15 protein-coding genes are annotated in these 19614 nt (G+C 40.3%); 10 read left to right on the forward strand and 5 right to left on the reverse strand.

All coding sequences use genetic code 11. The annotated features are described in order from the left end of the window. Positions 1-19: 19 nt before the first annotated feature. Positions 20-739, forward strand: a complete 720-nt coding sequence (locus MSC25_RS00980) for a SapC family protein (RefSeq protein WP_248442152.1) — start codon at positions 20-22, stop codon at positions 737-739. Between the two features lie 100 nt (positions 740-839). Next, positions 840-1850 carry a Gfo/Idh/MocA family oxidoreductase gene (locus MSC25_RS00985; protein WP_248442153.1) on the forward strand — a complete coding sequence of 337 codons (1011 nt, stop codon included), beginning with the start codon at positions 840-842 and terminating at the stop codon, positions 1848-1850. A 236-nt stretch (positions 1851-2086) separates the two neighbouring features. Here MSC25_RS00985 and MSC25_RS00990 read toward each other — a convergent pair whose 3' ends face one another. Then, entirely contained in the window at positions 2087-2701 is a 615-nt protein-coding gene (locus MSC25_RS00990) for a GntR family transcriptional regulator (protein WP_096041592.1), read from the reverse strand. Positions 2702-2806: 105 nt separating this feature from the next. Continuing rightward, positions 2807-5143 carry a beta-galactosidase gene (locus tag MSC25_RS00995; RefSeq protein ID WP_248442154.1) on the reverse strand — a complete coding sequence of 779 codons (2337 nt, stop codon included), beginning with the start codon at positions 5141-5143 and terminating at the stop codon, positions 2807-2809. A gap of 326 nt (positions 5144-5469) precedes the next feature. Between MSC25_RS00995 and MSC25_RS01000 the strand changes: the two genes are divergently transcribed. The 8 genes from MSC25_RS01000 to MSC25_RS01035 all read left to right on the forward strand — a co-directional run bounded on the left by MSC25_RS01000 (position 5470) and on the right by MSC25_RS01035 (position 16797). Further along, positions 5470-7065 (forward strand): MFS transporter, encoded by a 1596-nt coding sequence (locus MSC25_RS01000; protein ID WP_248442155.1) that lies wholly within the window; start codon positions 5470-5472, stop codon positions 7063-7065. Then, positions 7062-8000, forward strand: a complete 939-nt coding sequence (locus MSC25_RS01005; RefSeq protein WP_248442156.1) for a sugar kinase — start codon at positions 7062-7064, stop codon at positions 7998-8000. The genes MSC25_RS01000 and MSC25_RS01005 overlap by 4 nt, the downstream gene beginning before the upstream one ends. A gap of 9 nt (positions 8001-8009) precedes the next feature. Then, positions 8010-9098, forward strand: a complete 1089-nt coding sequence (locus MSC25_RS01010; protein WP_138576762.1) for a family 43 glycosylhydrolase — start codon at positions 8010-8012, stop codon at positions 9096-9098. Positions 9099-9109: 11 nt separating this feature from the next. Beyond that, on the forward strand, positions 9110-10165 hold the full coding sequence (locus MSC25_RS01015) for a UDP-glucose--hexose-1-phosphate uridylyltransferase (protein WP_248442157.1): 1056 nt from the start codon (positions 9110-9112) through the stop codon (positions 10163-10165). Then, positions 10162-11316 carry a galactokinase gene (galK, locus tag MSC25_RS01020; RefSeq protein ID WP_248442158.1) on the forward strand — a complete coding sequence of 385 codons (1155 nt, stop codon included), beginning with the start codon at positions 10162-10164 and terminating at the stop codon, positions 11314-11316. The genes MSC25_RS01015 and galK overlap by 4 nt, the downstream gene beginning before the upstream one ends. A 10-nt stretch (positions 11317-11326) precedes the next feature. Then, on the forward strand, positions 11327-12355 hold the full coding sequence (gene galE, locus MSC25_RS01025; protein WP_064385073.1) for a UDP-glucose 4-epimerase GalE: 1029 nt from the start codon (positions 11327-11329) through the stop codon (positions 12353-12355). Positions 12356-12472: 117 nt separating this feature from the next. Further along, the gene (locus tag MSC25_RS01030) at positions 12473-12667 is read left to right on the forward strand and encodes a hypothetical protein (RefSeq protein WP_248442159.1); all 195 of its coding nucleotides are present in this window, start codon (positions 12473-12475) and stop codon (positions 12665-12667) included. Positions 12668-13338: 671 nt separating this feature from the next. Continuing rightward, positions 13339-16797, forward strand: coding sequence for a TonB-dependent receptor (locus MSC25_RS01035; protein ID WP_248442160.1), 3459 nt, complete (start codon positions 13339-13341; stop codon positions 16795-16797). Positions 16798-17161: 364 nt separating this feature from the next. Here MSC25_RS01035 and MSC25_RS01040 read toward each other — a convergent pair whose 3' ends face one another. Genes MSC25_RS01040 through MSC25_RS01050 form a run of 3 tightly spaced genes read right to left on the reverse strand, consistent with a single transcriptional unit; the run spans position 17162 to position 19495 of the window. Beyond that, positions 17162-19090 (reverse strand): CRTAC1 family protein, encoded by a 1929-nt coding sequence (locus MSC25_RS01040; protein ID WP_248442161.1) that lies wholly within the window; start codon positions 19088-19090, stop codon positions 17162-17164. After that, entirely contained in the window at positions 19071-19316 is a 246-nt protein-coding gene (locus MSC25_RS01045; RefSeq protein WP_138576754.1) for a hypothetical protein, read from the reverse strand. Before MSC25_RS01045 ends, MSC25_RS01040 begins: the two co-directional genes overlap by 20 nt. A 5-nt stretch (positions 19317-19321) precedes the next feature. Then, positions 19322-19495 (reverse strand): hypothetical protein, encoded by a 174-nt coding sequence (locus MSC25_RS01050; protein ID WP_248442162.1) that lies wholly within the window; start codon positions 19493-19495, stop codon positions 19322-19324. Positions 19496-19614 lie beyond the last annotated feature (119 nt).

Here is a 19614-nt window from a genome sequence, read left to right on the forward strand (position 1 = left end):
TTAAATGAGCAACTTTACGATGACAAACGCAACATTATTAGATAAAAAAACACACGTAAACTTATACATAAACAATGCGCCAAGTGCTGAATTTGGTGACAATATTAATTACATTCCCATAGTGGCTGATGAGCTAAAACAATTGGTGCTAGATTACCCTGTGTATTTTATGAAAAACCCACAGACAGGCCAGTTTGAACTGTTTGTTTTAACCGGCTTTACAGCGGGAGAGAACCTATTTTTGCAGCAAGGACGTTGGCGAGCGCAATACATTCCGCTGCACATCAAGCGCCAGCCGTTTAAACTAGGTCTACGTGATGCCACGATAACCGAGCCTACGGATAACGATTTAGCGGTGCTTATTCACCAAGATCACCCACGGGTTAATGAAAACACTGGAGAGCGGATTTTTGATCAGCAAGGAGAGCCCACAGCTTACTTGAATGCTGTTTGTGAGCAGTTAATGACATTAATGCACGGTAATAAGCGCACTAGCGCGTTTATTACAACCTTGCTAGAGCATGAATTGCTTGAAGCCGTACAACTGAGCCTCAAACAACAGGGCGAAAAGCAAACGTATAGTGGCTTATACGCCATTAACGAACAAGCATTGGCACAGCTTGACGCACACGCGCTTAAGTCATTACACGAAATGGGCTATCTCCAAGCCTGTTATATGATTATCGCTTCAACAGGGCATATACAAAAGTTAATCGGCTGGCTTAACGAAACACCTTAAAACAACCGATCATATAGTGGTGAAAGCTCAATTGATGGCTTGTTAAATTAATTGAAGTTTCAGCCTATTAATAATCTATAGCTAAAGGCAATAGGACTAGATGAATAAAAATAAAACAGTATGTTGGGGAATTGCCGGGCTTGGTAGCATTGCGCAGCGTTTTGCTTTCGATTTAAAAAATAATGTAAATAATGCCGAGTTATATGCTGTGTCATCGCGCTCTCAAGAAAGAGCAGATAAATTTGCCAATGAGTTCGCTTGTCAGGCTGCGTATGGTGATTATAAATCGCTTGCAGAAAATCCACACGTCGATGTTGTTTATGTGGCGACTATTCATCCATGCCACAAAGAGTTGGTAGCTTTATTTTTAGCCCATAATAAGCATGTTTTTGTAGAGAAGCCAGCCTTTACTAATGTCGAAGATTGGGATGAAATGCTCAATTTAGCAAAGAGTAAAAACCTTTTGCTTATTGAGGCAATGAAATCAGTTACTTTTCCTGCTTATCGTGAACTGCTTAAATTTATTAAAAGTCATAATCTGGCAATTACTCGTATTGAGGCTTCATTTGGTACTAAGAATGAGTTTAATAATACTAATCGTCTATTTGATCCAAAACAGTGTGGAGGTGCCACATTAGACGTTGGGGTATATCCTCTATGGCTATATGTCGATATTTGTCGCCAGTTAAATATTCCTCTACAGAAACCCTTAGTAAATATTACGCGAGATAATCCAATATCAGCCGTTGATGAAATGGTCTCCTTTGTATTTAACACCAAGGTACAAGGTAATCTATCAGCTTCAATAACCAGAAACTTACCAAGTAAAGCTGTTTTATCAGGCCCAAATGTTGAGATTATCATCCATGAGAAATGGTGGAACCCGCAAATTATTGAGATCACACACTATGGAGCCAAACAAAAAATTGAAATTGATAGTACAGGGGAAAGCTTTGAGTTTGAGATAGAGCATATTTCAACGCTTATCTTAACGAACAAGTTAGAATCTGATGTGATACCTCATGCTAACAGTCGCGCAGTCATTGAGATAATGGAGCAAGCGTTGATAGCCAATGGTTACCAGCATTTGGTTACTGCTCAGAATGTTTGACGCTACTTAGCTTTGAGCGAAACGATAAATCAATATTATGAGATTCAGGTTTTATTGGCGGATGCTATAACCATGAGTAGTGATGGCGAATGAATTATATGGTGGGTTTAAATGTCTTCTTTTAAGCGCAGCGCCTCATAATCTCTTTGTGAATAATAACTTAAAGGGGTTTTATTGGCTTTAAAACTAAAAAAGCCACTTTGCAGCGGCTTTAATTCAGCATAAAATTTATTTCATTACTTGATATTGTGTTTAATCGCTTTGATTGCAGTGGCGCTATCTTGGGCTTTTAGGGCTTCAAGAATTGCACGGTGTTCGTTAACACACTCAGAACTTGAGGTAATACGTTTGTAATTTAAACGCATACGCATGACATACGGATACCAAATATTAACCAGCTCTTCACCACCGGCTTGGTAAATTAAATATTGGTGAAACGAGATATCGATTTTTGTGACTTCAGTGTAATCTTCACGTTCCAAGGCATCTTGTAACGAAGCTAAGATATCTTCTAAATCTGCAAAGTGTTGCTCATTTAAACTGCCGTTTAACTCGGTTACGGCATATTCTTCGATACTGCGGCGAAGTTTGATCATTAGCTTTTGCAGTTTAGGGTCGAGTACACTGTTTACTGATGCGCCACAGTTATTACGTGAAATCAATAAACCTTCTTTCGTTAATTGCAGTATAACATCGCGGATAGGGCCACGAGATAGGCCAAATCGTTCTGCTAATTCTTTTTCATTTAATTTAGTTTGTGGGGGCATCTCACCAGAAATAATATCTGAACGTAGCTGCTCAGCTATCTGATCTTTTACAGATAAAATTTTTGTTGGTTTAGTTGCGGCCATATTTTTTCCTACGTTTATTTTATGCTTTGTTTTTCTTTACTTAGTGTATATAAAAAAAAGCGAATGGTCTATTGTCAACACATTACAATAGACCACTATTTAAGCTTATTTTTTAAATCGACGCTCGTACATTTCGTTGTTTATAGTTTTTGCCGCTTCGACCATTTCAGTATAGGGGCGATCTGTGACTGTAATAAAGCCAACGTTATAGTTTTCTCCATCATAAGCTCGTCCTGTAATAGGTGAGTCTATGTATTGGAACCAGTGAGCACCAATAAAGTATGGGTTATCAATCACTGAACGCATGTAATCTTTGTACATTTTAGCACGGTCTTGTTGATTTGACGCATGGATAAGACCTGGGTGGAATAGGCCAGAATCTGATGCGCCTACATGGAACTCACCAATAATAGTTGGCTTGTCGAATTCGCTTAAGAATTCCCATTTTTTAGGTTTAATGCCTTCTTTGTATGCATTAAAGCTTATCACATCAACATGCTTTGCTGATGCTCTAACGACTTCAATGGGCATTCCCCAATCAGGAAAACGTGCGCCTAAGTACAAGTGATTAGGTAAGTATTTATCCATAGCTGCATCAACAACGCTAAAATATTTATCGGCGTAAGCGCTTAGCATAATTGAAAAGTCAGCCAGTTGGTCGCTGTTTTTAACATCCACTTTCACGCCTTTATCAAACTCTTGCCATGAGGCTAAATTTAAATGCCACACTTTATTGAGTTCGTTTATGTCAGTGTATTTTTGTTTCATTAAACGTGAGAATTCAGCTTTAGTTGGCACTGTGGCGGCGTCTCTGCCTAGGGTGTTGATCACGATACCATAATGGCTTTGCACTGAATCAGGGCGACCAAAGCTTTTTTCGTTATCAATAAACACGCCTACTGCCCAAGGAGAGTTTTTTACCTCTTTAGCCACATTTTCTACTGTAATATTGGCACGCTCTGTAAAATGCGGGTCGAATACGTCAGGCATTGCACCCCAAAAGTCATTACCGCTCGAAACGGTTTTAAAGTCGCCGATGATCCAGCCATTGGCAAAGTAGGGAACTTGCTGATTATCGTAGTAGCTTGGATCTGTCCAGTTACCTAGTGAAGTAAAGCCCCATGTGATCATGCGTTTTAAGGTTACTTCACGCCATTTTTGCATATAGTCGTTATTGTTTTGACCATATTTACGCTCAAGGTTGGCAGAATAAAAGCTGTAAGTTTCACCATGAGCGAGTGGACCAGAGTGAGCACTCTTACGGTAACCATAGTGTTTACCCATTGGCTCATCGTAACTGGGCAACCATTCAAACAGGTCTTTACGTACTTTTGATGCGACAAAGCGACTTGCTAGGGCTTCTTTATTCACTTGGTTTAAGCCTTTAGAATCTTCCGGTGTTAAACCTGATTCATTGGCACTTTTGAATAGGGATTGGTCAAAATCATAGCCAGTTAAGGTAGTGGAATTGGCAAGACGAATAATATCTAAACCCGTTGCCAAATAAAGGTAACCGTCTGGGTCAACCAGCGACCATTTACCCTTGTATTTTGCTGTTTTGAAGTAGCCTGTTCCTTCAAGTTTTGGCCCTTGTGCCCAACCGCCAAAGCGTGAGCGATCTGCTGGACGCTGTGATAGCAGCTGTTGCGCTTCTTGTTTTTTATCTGCGATTAACTCGGCTTCAGACTCTACTTTGTAGGCAAAGTCTTGTTTTGCATTTTGGCCGAACTTATCAACAATGTGGGTTAAAAATTCAGTATCGAATTCAGGGTTGCTACGTAAATCGATTGATTTTATCTGTAATGCTTTATCATGTAATGCGCTTTGTACACTCAAAGAAATCTTAGTGATCCCTTTTAGGTTTAAATTCTTTTTGCCCCACATAGAGATAAACTGAGTTTCATCGGATTGCCATGTTGCAGGGTTAGAGCGTAAGCCTGAGGTAAAGTTAAGCTCTTCACTTTGTTCTCCCTCAGGAGTGGCTAAATCATGGCCATCAAGTTTGGCATAATAAGTATTAAAGCCACCGATAGGTACATTCACTGTGCGGGTATAATTAGCACCATCAATATCTGAGATATCTAAGTAAATTTGTACTGAATGTTGGCCAGGGTTTGCAAGCTCAAAGGCAATATTGAAATCTTTAAATTGGCTCCAATCCCATGGGGTATCTGGGGTTAATGTGATACCTGAATAGAGGTTTTGCTCTGAATCAAATGCAACATTAATCACATCGGCATCATTGGTGACTCTTGCGCCGCTGGTTTTTATTTGTACGGCGGTGTTAGCAGTATGTTGGGCATCATCTAACAGCTGCAGTAGGGTTTTGCTGGTGTTTGTTGCTTGGGCTGCCACGGGCTCTGACACGCTGTTTGTCTGCTGATTACATCCTGTGAGAGCGAGTAGGAGTGCAGTTACAGCTAGATTTTTGTTATGTTTCATTGTTGTCCAACCTTATTTAAGTATTTAACACACCATACACGAAAAACAACAAATTGAAAATTGTTAACAAAGTGCAATTTATTGTGTTGCCGTTATTCTATTATAATTTATTGATTTTAAATGATTTAAAAGTTTCAAAAAAATATAAGCACAAATCGAATTTGCTAGTTTTTTCAAAATATATGTTGCATACGAGTTAATTATGAAATAACCTCAAATGAATCGCTCATGGTTAATTGTTAACAATTTTAAGGGTGGCATACTTTGATTGTTAATTTCTCAATTAATACACACACAATGATAACAACAAAATTGGATAAAGATGTATGAATGGTAGCAACCGTAATGTGTTCTTTTTCGCCTTGGTGGTCGCCTTTGGCGGTTTTATTTTTGGCTTAGATGCTGCTTTGATCTCAGGAACGGTTCGTTTTGTCTCTGCTGAGTTTAATTTAACTGATATACAAATAGGCACTGTGGTAAGCGCTCCTGGTTTTGGCGTGTTATTCGCTTTATTGATCACCGGGTACATATGTAACGTATTTGGTCGTAAAAATACACTGATTGGCATTGCATTCATTTATATATTTTCAGCTATTTCTTCGGTATTAGCGCAAAGTTACGAAGCGTTAGTGATTGCACGTTTTATTGGAGGGTTGGCATTTACGTCTTTATCAGTGGCTGCAATGTATATTGGCGAAGTAGCCCCAGCTAAGTATCGTGGCAAGCTGGTTTCTATGATCCAAATAAATATTGTTGTCGGTTTATCAGCAGCCTATTTCGCAAATTACTTACTCGTTGAACTTTCGCAAAGTAGTTACCAATGGGTCAGCACTTATGCAATGCAAGATAACTTATGGCGTTGGATGCTGGGTGTTGAAGTTATTCCTGCTGTTATTTGGTTTTTATTGTTATTTACCATTCCGCAAAGCCCTCGCTGGTTAGTAATGAAAGGCAACGAAACACGTGCAAAAGCAGTGTTATTACGCTTAACCAAATGTAGTACGCTGGCCGCTGAACAACTGCAGACTATAAAGTCGAGTTTAACCGACTACTCAGATAGCGGTAGCTATCTAGCTTCATTCAAACAGTTACTTGATAGTCGTGTTCGTGCCGCTGTGATTATTGCGTTAACAATAGCATTGGTACAGCAAGTCACTGGGATTAACGCCATTATGTTTTATGCGCCAACCGTGTTTGAGCAGTTGGGTGTGGGGACTGATGCGGCATTTTTAAATGCGGTGTTAATTGGTTTGGTTAGTATTGTGTTTACAGTGGTGGCAATTGTTTTGATTGATAAGCTTGGCCGTCGACCTTTAGTGATTGGCGGTTTAGCAACAGCAACGTTGAGCTTATTTATGTGTTATATCGGCTTTAGTCAGGCAGAATACAGCTTATCAGCAGAGCATATTGCTGAATTTTCAAGCTTAAATACAGTGACTGGGTTAGAGCAATTAATTGGTCAGGTATATCACAGTGATGTTGAGTTTAAACGTGCTTTGGCCACGGTGTTCTCCGCAACCCAATTACAAGGTTTTGAAAGTGATTTAATACAACGTGCGGCAACAATTAATGCACCGCTTATTTCACTCGGTATTGCAGGTTTTATTGCCGCGTTTCATTTTTCAATCGGGCCTATAATGTGGGTGATTTTTTCTGAAATATTCCCAACCCGTATCCGTGGTGTTGCCATTCCAACGTTTGCCTTTATTGCCAGTGTTGTGAGCTACTTAGTTCAGCAGTTTTTCCCTTGGCAATTAAATAACTTTGGTGCGGCGAATATCTTTTTGTTTTATAGCATTAGTGGCGTGATTGGTTTTGTCTTACTTTATAAAATTATGCCAGAGACGAAAAACAAGTCGATTGAAGAAATTGAAGCGCAATTAGCCGGTGTATCAACTAAAAAAGTATTGGAGGGTGTGTGAGTACTTTATTAGCGATCGGCGAATGTATGGTGGAGCTGGTTCCTCAAGGGATCAGTGAATGCAAGCAATCGTTTGCCGGAGATACGTATAACGCTTTAGTTTACGCCAAGCGTTTTGCACAGCAGCTAAATTGTGAATTATTTACAGCGGTTGGTGAAGACGTATTAAGTGTCAACATGCTGAAAAAATGGCAACAAGAAGGCATTAGCGCTCAGCAAGTAATAAAAACGGCTACGCATAATGTGGGGATCTACGCGATTTCAACAGATCAACAAGGTGAGCGTGGTTTTGATTATTGGCGCAATCAATCTGCTGCTAAACATATGATGCAACTGTTTGCTGCCAAGCCATTTGATTTAGGTTTAGGCGCGAATGATTGGGTGTTTTTTAGTGGTATTAGTTTAGCCATTCTTGATGATGAATCTAAACAAGCATTGCTCGATTTATTAGCTAGTTTAAAACGACAAGGCTGCACCATTGCGTTTGACCCTAATTACCGTGCCCGTATGTGGCAATCAAAAGAGCATGCAATTGACTGGTTAGAGCGCGCATACCAAATCAGTGATCTCGTATTGCCTGGGCTTGATGACCACCACACCTTATTTGGCCACACGGATATTGGCGAAATAGTCCAGTATTGCCAACAATTTGCTGTTAATGAAGTGATAGTAAAAGCCGGTGATAAAGGCATGCAGGTGTTTTGCCAAAATAGCTTAACGGCACAGTGCTCATTTAATCCTGCGCCACAGCAAGTTGACAGCACCGCGGCAGGCGACTCTTTTGCCGGCACTTACTTAGCGGCCAGAATGACTCTTCATGAACCACAAACCGCATTACACATGGCTGATAAAGTTGCCTCACACGTTGTGCAACATCAAGGCGCCATTTTACCTTTTGAGGTTTACCAAGCGCTTAAATTAAACAGTGCAAAGTAAGGAATAGACATGTCTGATAATCAACAAAAATTAAGTTTAGCGAGCCGCCGAGCAATCGAAAGAGGCTATGACAGCCGAGGTCCTCAATGGTTAACAGAGTTTGATGTAACACCATTAAAAGGTGATTTTGCTTATCAAGAAGGGGTTATTCGCCGTGATCCGTCATCAGTTTTATATATAGATGGGCTTTACCATTGTTGGTACACCAAAGGCGAAGGCGAAACGTTAGGTTTTAATGCAAATGATCCCGAGGCAAAAGTATTTCCGTGGGATTTAACACAAGTGTGGCATGCCACATCGAAAGACAGTATTACGTGGCAAGAGCAAGGCGTTGCTATTGCACGTGGTAAAGCCGGTGAATATGATGATCGTGCCGTATTTACACCTGAAGTATTTGCTCATCTAGGTAAGTATTATTTGGTTTATCAAACAGTTGAAACACCTTATACCAACCGTCAATACGAGCATATTGCCATTGCTCAGGCCGATTCTCCTTTTGGCCCATGGTACAAGTCAGCTGCGCCAATCGTTAGCCCAAGTAAAGATGGTGTGTGGTCTGGGTATGAAGACAACCGCTTTGCCGTTAGTAAAAAAGGCAGTTTTGATAGCCATAAAGTACACGATCCATGTTTAGTGTTTTTCCAAAATAAATTTTACTTGTATTACAAAGGTGAAACGCAAGGAGAGGGGATGAACTTTGGCGGGCGTGAAATCAAACATGGTGTTGCAATTGCTGATGACGTAATGGGCCCGTATGTAAAATCAGAGTTTAACCCTATCTCTAACAGTGGTCATGAAGTGGTGGTATGGAACTTCAGAGGCGGAATTGCCAGCCTGTTGACAACCGACGGCCCTGAAAAAAATACCATTCAATTTGCAAAAGACGGTATTAACTTTGAAATAATGGCGCATATTAAAGGCGGGCCTGAAGCCATTGGTTTATACCGCCCAAGCAAAGGTTTTGATGAAAACCCTGCGCCAGGTCTTAGCTGGGGGCTGTGTCATAAATATGATGCTAGTTGGAATTGGAATTATATTTGCCGTTTTACACCGCGTAAGCAAGTGCTTGATGCCGGCACATTTCAAAATAGTAATTAAGGCTTTCAGTAATGAATAATCAAAACAGCCAATTTGACCCTACTGAACACCCACACCGCCGATTTAACCCTTTATTAGGGGAATCCGTATTGGTCTCACCGCATAGAGCTAAACGCCCTTGGCAGGGCCAAGAAGAGAGTGTCGATCATGAAATCAAACCTGCCTATGACGAAAACTGTTTTTTATGTAAAGGCAATACTCGGATCAATGGTGAAGTAAACCCTGATTATGAAGGGACGTTTGTTTTTACCAATGACTTTGCTGCACTGCGTGAAGATGTACCTGATGTTGCGTTTAATGATCCATTATTTAGTATGCAAACTGAGCGCGGTACTGCACGAGTAATCTGCTTTTCGCCGGATCATTCGAAAACCTTGCCTGAATTGTCTTTGGCTGAAATTACCAATGTGGTGGCAACGTGGCAGCAGCAATGTAAAGAGCTATCACAGACCTACCGCTGGGTACAAGTGTTTGAAAACAAAGGCGCTGTAATGGGTTGCTCTAATCCGCACCCGCATGGCCAAATTTGGGCGCAACACCAGCTACCTAGCTTAGTCGAGCGTAAGCAGGTTAACTTACAACAATACACCCATCAGCATGGGTCAAACTTATTGCTTGATTATGCCAAACGAGAAGTGGAATTACAGGAGCGCGTTGTCTGCATCAATGATGACTGGCTAGTGGTTGTGCCTTATTGGGCTGCGTGGCCATTTGAAACGCTTCTATTACCGCGCTTTGCGATAACCAGAATGACTGATTTAACAACAGTCCAGCAAGCGAGTTTAGCTGAGGTGATCAAACAAATCACAGTCAAATATGACAATTTGTTTCAATGTTCATTTGCTTATTCAATGGGTTGGCATGGTGCGCCATATGATGACCAAGATGACTCATGTTGGCAATTACACGGCCAGTTCTTCCCGCCACTGTTACGCTCTGCAACTGTTAAAAAGTTTATGGTGGGTTATGAAATGATGGCTGAAGCGCAGCGCGATATAACCCCAGAGCAAGCCGCAACTATATTAAAAAAACAATCACTCACTCATTATAAAGAGAACAAGAAATGAATGTTGAGCATAGCGTACGTTTAGCTTTTATTAATCACTATGGACGCGAAGCAGACTTTATAGTTAAAGCTCCTGGGCGTGTCAATTTAATTGGTGAACATACAGATTATAATGACGGGTTTGTACTACCTTGCGCTATTGAATACGCCACTTTTATTGCGGTGTCGGCGCGAGATGACGATAAAGTAAATGTACTTGCACTAGATTGTAATAATCAAACAGATTCGTTTGTTATTAATACTGAGCTTAATAGCCACAGCACTCAAACGTGGAGTAACTACGTGCGCGGTGTAGTAAATGAATTACAAAAAAGCGGCTATACACTAAGTGGTAGCGATATCTGTATCAGCGGTGATGTACCCCAGGGCGCAGGCCTTAGTTCTTCGGCCTCCCTTGAGGTGGGTATTACCTATGCGTTTAATCATTTATGTGATTTGTCTATTGAGCGAAAAGAGATAGCCAAAATTGCGCAAGCTGCAGAAAACAATTTTGTGGGATGCAACTGCGGGATAATGGATCAGCTTATTTCAGCATGTGGTAAGCGGGGGCTAGCACTGGGTATTGACTGCCGCTCACTTGATTTAATTGAAGTGGGTATTGACCCAAGCATGAGCATTTTGATGATTAACTCTAACGTTAAGCGTGGCTTGCTAGATAGCGAATACAACTTACGCCGCGAGCAGTGTTATGAAGGTGCTGAGGCCTTAGCTAAATCAAGCTTACGTGAGGTTAGTATTGAGGAGTTTGAGGCGCAAAAGCATACCTTAAAAGCAGATGTTGCAAAACGTGTTGAGCATATAGTGTATGAAAATGCGCGAACTCTAGAGGCAATGGACGCGTTTAGTAATAACGACACCACAGCATTAAGCAAACTGATGATGCAAAGCCATGAATCCATGCGTGATTTGTTCGAAATCACGACACCAGAAATTGATTTTCTTGTGGATATTATTGCAAATGTAATTAATACACATGGCGGCGTAAGAATGACGGGCGGTGGTTTTGGTGGGTGTGTGGTTGCATTTGTTCCTAAGGTTTTAGTAAAGGATGTAATTTACGCTATTGAATCGCAGTACGAGCAGCAAACTGGATTAAAAGAAACAATATACACAAGCGTACCTTCAACAGGTGTATCACTTATTAGTGCATAAGGAGAGCCAAATGGACAAAGTACTGGTAACAGGTGGGGCGGGCTATATTGGCAGCCACACTGTTTTAAGCTTATTAAGAGATGGTTTTGATGTAGTTGTAATAGATGATTTAAGTAACTCAAGTCGTGAAGCGCTTACTCGCGTAGAGGCCTTAGCAAAGCGCAAAGTAGAATTTATTCATGCTAGTTTACTCGATACTGACAAGTTATCTGCCACGTTTTGCGAGCACAAGTTTGATTCCGTTATTCACTTTGCTGGCTTAAAAGCGGTTGGCGAATCAATAAAAAAACCACTTGAATATTACTATACCAACTTGGTATCTACCTTAAACTTATGCCAGTGCATGCTTAAATATAACGTTAATAAGCTAGTTTTTAGCTCTTCAGCTACGGTTTATGGTCAAGGTGCTTCTGTCCCGTATACCGAAGATTTACCGCTTGGGCGCGCGGCAAGCCCATATGGGCAAACCAAAGTAATGATCGAACAAATTTTGCAAGAAATCGTTGCCTCTAACACAGCTCTCCAAGTGGCAAGTTTGCGATATTTTAATCCTATAGGTGCAGATGTTAGCGGCCAAATAGGAGAAGACCCATTAGGCATTCCCAATAACTTAATGCCTTTTATTGCTCAGGTAGCTGTAGGTAAACTTGATAAACTCGCTATTTTTGGTGGTGATTATCCTACAGAAGATGGTACATGTGAACGTGACTATATACACGTTAGTGATTTAGCTAATGGTCATATTAAAGCTCTTAAGTGGCTTGGCGAGCAACACCACAGCTTATATGAAGCGTTTAACTTAGGCACTGGTATTCCTTATTCTGTGCTTGGCATAGTAAAAGCGTTTATTGAACATACCGGAGTTGATATAAACTTTGAGATCGGAAAGCGCCGCGATGGCGACTTAGCATCTTTTTGGGCTGACTCATCTAAAGCCCAGTCTGTTTTAGGCTGGCAATGCAAATATACCCTCGCAGACATGATGAAAGACACATGGCGATGGCAAAGTAATAACCCCCAAGGCTTTTTAAGCAAGTAACCGTGATGCAGACAATAACGCTTAAGCGGCATGATGGCTTAAAAGTGACTTTAAGTAGCTATGGCGCCACTATTCGAACAATTGAGGCGCCTAACGGCGATCACCTTGCTTTGTGTTATGAAAATAAAGCAGATTGGCGCAGTAATCCAGCACGATATCAGCATTAATAAGGTGGCTTTTCACTGCGTTAGCCCTAGCAATGATCAAGGTTTTTCTGGTCGTGTTGAATTTATTTTTAGCTATAAGCTTAGTGATAACCAGCTAGTGATCACAATGCAGGGTGAGCCAAGTGAAATCACCAAGCTTGATTAAGTTCTAACTGGCAACGGTTTTGATGATTACTATTTATTAGACCCAAAGGGGGCAGGGCAATTACAGCTTCATGGCTCTATTGTAAATAAAATAACGGGCTACCAAGTTGATATACATTCAACGGCAACGGGTTGTAAGTTTTATACTGGGTTTTACCTTGACCCGCAATTTAAGCATCTTGATGGCCAACAATTTGGCCCTTACATGGGGCTGTGTATTGAGCCACATGAACTTCCCAATGCTGTCAATCATCCACATTTTCTCAGTACGCTTTATGCACCAGAGAAACCGTATTACCAACAAATAAAATTTGAGATCCATTTCCCACAATAAAAATAATCAAAAATAAGGTAAGCCGATATGAAACGGAGAAACTTTCTTAAATTAAGTGCAGGGTTAATTGGCTCTAGCTAAATGCAAACAATTTACCAGTTGGCCTTATGTTAAAAAGTTTAACAAATAATTTAACTGACTTTTATAAATAACGTTGAATCCCTTTAATTTAGCGAAACCGTGATAAAGAGTGCGAAGTAAGCGTGAAAGCAGCTTCGCTTTTTTTGAATTAACACTGTATTGTTAACAAAATACAGTTGACAATGAATTGCTGCTCATACTATTGTTTACAAAATAATAACCTGACAACATAATAAAACCTTCAATGGGGAACACACATGAAAACCATCAACAGTATATTTAAACTCAGTGCAATAACTGCAGCACTTATGACTACTCAACTGGCTTACGCTCAGCAAGAAGAAACTAAAAAAGCTGAAGAAGACATAGAAGTTATAGAAGTAAGTGGCCTAGCTGCTAGTGTTAAAAAATCAATTAACGATAAACGCTTCGCTGAAAACGTGGTTGATTCAATTAACGCTGAGGATATCGGTAAATCGACAGACCAAAACATCGCTGATGCATTATCACGTGTAACGGGTGTTTCTGTTCAGTCAGTAGATGGTGAAGGTTCTCGCATCTCTGTTCGTGGTGCAAATTCACAGCAAAATAACATCAGCATGAATGGAGTTCAGCTTGGCTCAACAGGTTATAGTCAAGGTGTTGATTTATCGCAATATTCATCAGATATTTTATCGAAAATTGAGGTGGTAAAAACACCAAGTGCCGATCATGAAGAAGGTTCTCTTGGTGCGAATATAAATTTAACCACTACAAAACCACTCGATTTAAATTATGAAATTGCAACCGTAACACTTGAAGGTCGATATAATGATTTATCTGAAGAAGATAACTATAAAGTATCAGGCACTATGTCGAAGAAGTTTTTTGAAGACACTTTTGGTGTAGTTGTAACTGCAGTAAAAGAAACAAATGCCTACAGAAAAGATCAGTATTCAGCAACGCAGTGGTTTGCACTAGAATCGCCTCTGGCCAAAGATACAAATGGTAATGTAGTAGAAAATGCGGTAGGTATTTCACCTCGCCTTACTGATTATGAATACCATGAAAGCCAAAATGACCGCACTAATTTTAACCTAGGTTTGCAATGGTTAGCGTCAGAAACTACGGAAGTAAATTTTAATGCCAATTTGAGTAACCAATCAATCCAAAACTCAATGCACGGTATTCGTACACGTTCTGTTGATTATAAAAACTTAGTTGAAGGTGAAGATCCTGGTCTATCAACGGGACCTTCAATTTATACAGATCCAGAAGCTGATTGGCGTACCATTGATCTAGAAACCAACACCTTCACTAAGTTTGTAAACCGCTTTGGTACTGGTGACTTGCTGCAATCTGAAGCTGATTTTGATAACAAAAGCGCTGTTTATTCGTTAGATATTAATCATCAATTTAGTGATTTGTTGCAAATGGATGCTGGTGTTGGTTATTCAAAATCAGAGCAAGTTCCTAATAATTCTGTGTATGTTGGTATGCAAAACTATGGGAATATTAATGCATGGATCATTAATAATGTCTCGCCAGAAGATGTTGAACCAGTAGGCTACGACTGTACGCTAAGTAGTCAATGTCAGTTGATCTCTGGAAGTGGTGAGATTGATTATGGCGAAAACAATACATTTGGTGATCCACTCAATGTATGGGATAACTATGGCACGACAGGATTTAACCCTGATGATTTAAGTGCGCAACATTTGAATTATATGAATCGTACGTTAAATACAGTAGAAGATGAGCAAAAATCGCTATTTGTTGACTTTGATTATGCACTTGATTCAAATAACTTCCGTTCAATTGAGTTTGGCGCGAAATGGTCTAACCGGACTAAGTACGTAGATGCGCAACAGGGTACATTTAACACAGTGGGCGAAGGTGTTGTTGTGTTAAATCCTTATACAGGACAACCAACCGTATTAGGCAGTGGCTTACGTGATATATCAGGCGATATGGTGACAAGTGGTGACGAATTCCCAGTCGATGACTTTATGGCTGGTCTTGGTTACGGTCGCGATAGTATTACTGATGGTTGGTCTAGTTTTTCTGCATTTAAAGCCTTTGAAGTCGCGCAAGGTAGTTCAGAGGTTGCGTTTGATATTAATGATTCAAATACACGTAATACGGAACTTGATAACTTAGCTTTATACACTAAGTTAAATTTCGAAGTAATGGATGGCAAAATTACTGGTGATGTGGGTGTTCGTTATGTTAAAACGACAGTTGAAGTACAGGGATCATCCGGCGTGCAATTTGCTTATGACCCTTCAAATGCGGCACGTTTAATGGACCCATTTAAGCTTGAGGAGTTACGTGATACCAGCTTACCATTATGTGAGGCCACGCGTTTTTACGGAACTAATTATGACGAAGAAGCGCGTTGGTCACGGGTTGATGGTTTAGGCTATGATACATTAGGTACTAATGACAAAACAGATGATGTTGTTATTGCTGACCAAGGTGCATGTCATGATCCAAATGCTATTCAAGGCAATCCTAATGAAACAGAGTGGTGGTTATGGCGTCACTCTGATGTCTCAACTGAAAAAAATTATGTATACGGCGAACGTAAGTTTGATGAAAACGGGAATTTGTTACCAACAGAAGATCGCAGTGTTCGCACATTTGCTGTAACAGATGAGCATGAATATGATGTGTTTTTACCAAGCTTAAATATCAATTATCTGCATGATGAAGATACAATTATTCGATTTGCTGCATCTAAAACTATGGCGCGCCCACAAATAGATTCGCTTCGCCCAGGCTTTAAAGTAAGTGAGACACAATGGGGCGGAGAAAACAGGAATAATTCTATTACACTGACTAACCCGAAATTAGATCCACTTGAATCATTTAATCTAGATTTATCGTATGAGTGGTATTTCAATAAGTCAGGTTTATTAGCTGCGACACTGTTTTACAAAGATATGACTAACTTTGAAGAGTCAGAAACAATCGTGACCTATATGGATGACTTACGTGACGTAGGACTCACAGAAGGTGAATCATATGATCCAAGTGACTTAGTGCTTATTGCAGGACAAGATAGCTTAGAAGGGTGTATGCCTAAGCGCTTCCAAGGCGGCGAAGACTACTTAAAGGACTGGATGTACTCGGGTGATTTAGAGCAAATGTGTGCTAAGTTTAATACCACGCGTATTAAAAACGGTAAAGGAGCGTCAATAAAAGGTCTTGAACTACAGTACATGCAAACCTATGATAACTTACCGGGTATTTGGTCTGGTTTAGGTCTACAGGCTAACTATACATATCAAGACAGTGAATATGAGCAAGAAGTGTCGTCAATTGACAGTAATATCAAAGCTCCATCACTTGCGGTGGCGTATACCCCTGAGCATAGTTACAACTTGACTGGTTTCTGGGAGAAAAATGGTCACCAGTTGCGTTTATCATACCAAGGTACGACTGATCAGTTAGTACAACGTTCTTGGGAGAATGGCTCGCTGTGGGAAGATGGTCGTCAAACACTCGATTTCTCAGCTACTTATCAAGTAACAGATATGATGTCTGTATCATTCCAAGCGGCTAACTTAACAGATGAAGGAGTACGCCAGTACTTCACGAGCAGGTTTCTTGAAGCAGGCGGTGTGACCTTTAATGAAGGTAGCCCACTAGAAGGGGATGCAACTAAGTCACGCACGGTTTATCAATACCATACCGGACGTACATTTAGACTTAATACGCGTATTAATTTCTAGCACGTTTATCGAGAAAAAGCCCGCAACATCGTTGCGGGCTTTTTTTTGTCTGATAATTGTACAAGCTTTTTTATACCGTGCAGATGAAGTGAGTGGCATATATTAAAGTAGGTTAATTACTGATCTAGTTCAGTTTGAGCACAGTAAAGCCAGGGCACGTTTGATTCTATATCAATTTAGTAACTTTATGCACTAGGGCTTTAAGCGAAGCGTTGCATGAAAAATTTCTTAACACCTTGTTTTACTGAAAAAGTTGAATTGTAAATCAAGGGATGACCCATTGAAACGGGAAAATAAAGTATTGGCAAAGTATGGGGAATTGTAGGTGATTAATTAAAAAACTCCCAAGGCTGGAACTATTAAACTAGTGTTGAATAGACCCTATATTTACCAAACTATCAGCGGGTTGATCGTAGAGCTCAATATGGCTGCCATCACGCCAAGTGACACTAATCTCTTTTATGTTAGAATCATTCCCTAAGCCAAAATGGGCAATGTTCATTAAACTCTGTGAGTGGTTTGCACTGTGCGAACCGACAACTTGATATTGGGTCGTTTGAGCCGTTTTTATTTCAACCTTTGCCCCCATTGCATCAATCCCTGATGGCGAATATCCGATACGCACTAAGCTGTAATGGTTATTAAGCATCGCTGAGGTGTTTTTATACAAGTGCCAACGACCGTTGTCGTCATCGCCACTGAGCAGATCAAGCTTACCGTCATGGTTGTAATCAAATGCTGCGCCCATATCGCCATGAGAATCTTGATTTAACTCGCTGGTGGCTGAATTTAATAGCTGGCTAGTAAATTGGTTATTGCCTTGGTTAATGAGCATCACATCGGCCACGCGTTGTTTTAAATAGCCAAATCGATACACCACGAAATCAATTAAAGTGTCATTATTAAAATCACCCGGCACCACGCCCCAGTTATTATCAATAGTTTGTTTTGGTAATTGCGCTGATATATCCGTAAGTTGATCTTTATCGTTACGTAGTAAAATATCACTTAATGCCAGATCTTGTGGTGTCCAATCTGTGTTATAGCTAGTGACATTTTTGAACGAAGCGCGCACATCCCATGCTAAATTATCCGCTAAATACCATTCTACCCGCCATTTGTTGTTACCTAAATGACCAATATACCAGCCTGTTTTATTGATATTTTTTGCAAATCCTTGGGCTTGATCTGCAGCGATGCTTTGCTCTGAGACTGGCGTGTTTATGGGTACCTGTTCGGCACCTAAAAAGACCGGCATAGCTTTCATTTTTTTGCCCCGAGGAAAATGATAAAAATCACTTAGAATCAAATCCCCCTGTGTTGTTAGGCTCAAGCCATCATGACTTTTATTGCCTTCGTCTCGTAAGTCTAAACGCTTTAGTTGGTCATTGTATGAAATACTATTATTGGCGATGGTGTAATGTAACTTGCCCCTAGCAAGGTAGTAGTCCAAATCTCTATCATTATCGATATCGGCATGGGCAAGAGTTAAAGTACCCGTTGTATCGAGTGATTGTGGCAACACCTTAGCTGTGACATCGGTAAAACTAAAATCATTGTTGCCTTGTAAAATTACTAACGGGCTGTAACCATTAAAGCCGAAAATATCAGGAATGTTATCGTTATTAAAATCAGTGATCAGCACGCGCTCGCTATTTAAATTTTCAAAGACGGGGGAAGGGTGATAATCGAATGTACCATTGCCGTTATTTTCAAATAAAATGTTACGGGGGCTCTGCTCTGTCACCATTTTTTCAGCGTTAACTTGCATAAAGTCCAAGTCGCCATCGTTATCTAGATCAATCCACCGAACAGAACGTCCTCGCGCTCCCATTTCTGATAAGCCAGCTTGCGCTGTAACATCAGTAAATTGACCTTGGTTGTTTTGTAATAACCGCTGTGGTTGCGGGCTAAGGCCATTACCGCCGCCTAATGATAATAAAATGTCATTATCGCCATCATTATCGTAATCGCCACTGGCCATGCCGCGTAAGTCAACTCGTGGGTAAATATCAGCTTGCTTGGTAAAACTAAAATCACTATTTGATAAGAATAACTGAACAGGCGTAGAGTCATGATTAGTTAGTAATAAATCATACAGGCCATCATTATTTAAATCAGATAGGGATGGGCCGCCGTACTTCCAATTTTTATCAGTTGTTAATCCCACTTCAACAGAGACATCGTCGAACATTATTTTAGGTTTAGCTTGCATGCTGGTGTGTTGATTACTGCAAGCTGTGATGCAAAGTGCAATAGATATAGCACTGAGTTTAAATACTGTATTGCTCATAGAAATACTCCTTATAAGGTGTTGGTGTAGGCGTAGCCAAAGTAAACTCATAAATGTAGCTTTCTAAGTTTTCAACAATATCAGCTAAGTTATCGACCGTTTGTTGGTTGCTTAGGGTAGTACTTGTTACAGATTGAGCATCAGTGTTGATTAAGGTTATTTGCTCATTGATGAAATTAGACACTGATGTTTGTTCTTCTGTGGCTGTGGCAATTTGCAGAGCCATGTCGATCAGCTCTTTAAGTACATTTCAATGGTGCGCTGTTGTATGGCTGACACATTTTTAACAAGCTCTGGCCAATAAGTGCCAGCGATATTTAGCGGTTTATTGATTTTTTGATAGATGTTTTCACGGGGTTGTAGCGTCACTTCTTCAGACTTTAAATAGCTCACGTTTTGCGTCATTTGAATAAACGCACATTGTGCATTTTAAGTGGCAAAATTATAAAATAGGCCATTATAAGTTTGCACTGCGGTCGCGCTTCTGAAAATTTCGCCGTATATGTATACATCTAATTGTGTAT

It is taken from the genome of Pseudoalteromonas sp. 1CM17D (genome assembly GCF_023161805.1).
GTDB classification, from domain to species: Bacteria; Pseudomonadota; Gammaproteobacteria; order Enterobacterales; family Alteromonadaceae; genus Pseudoalteromonas; species Pseudoalteromonas atlantica.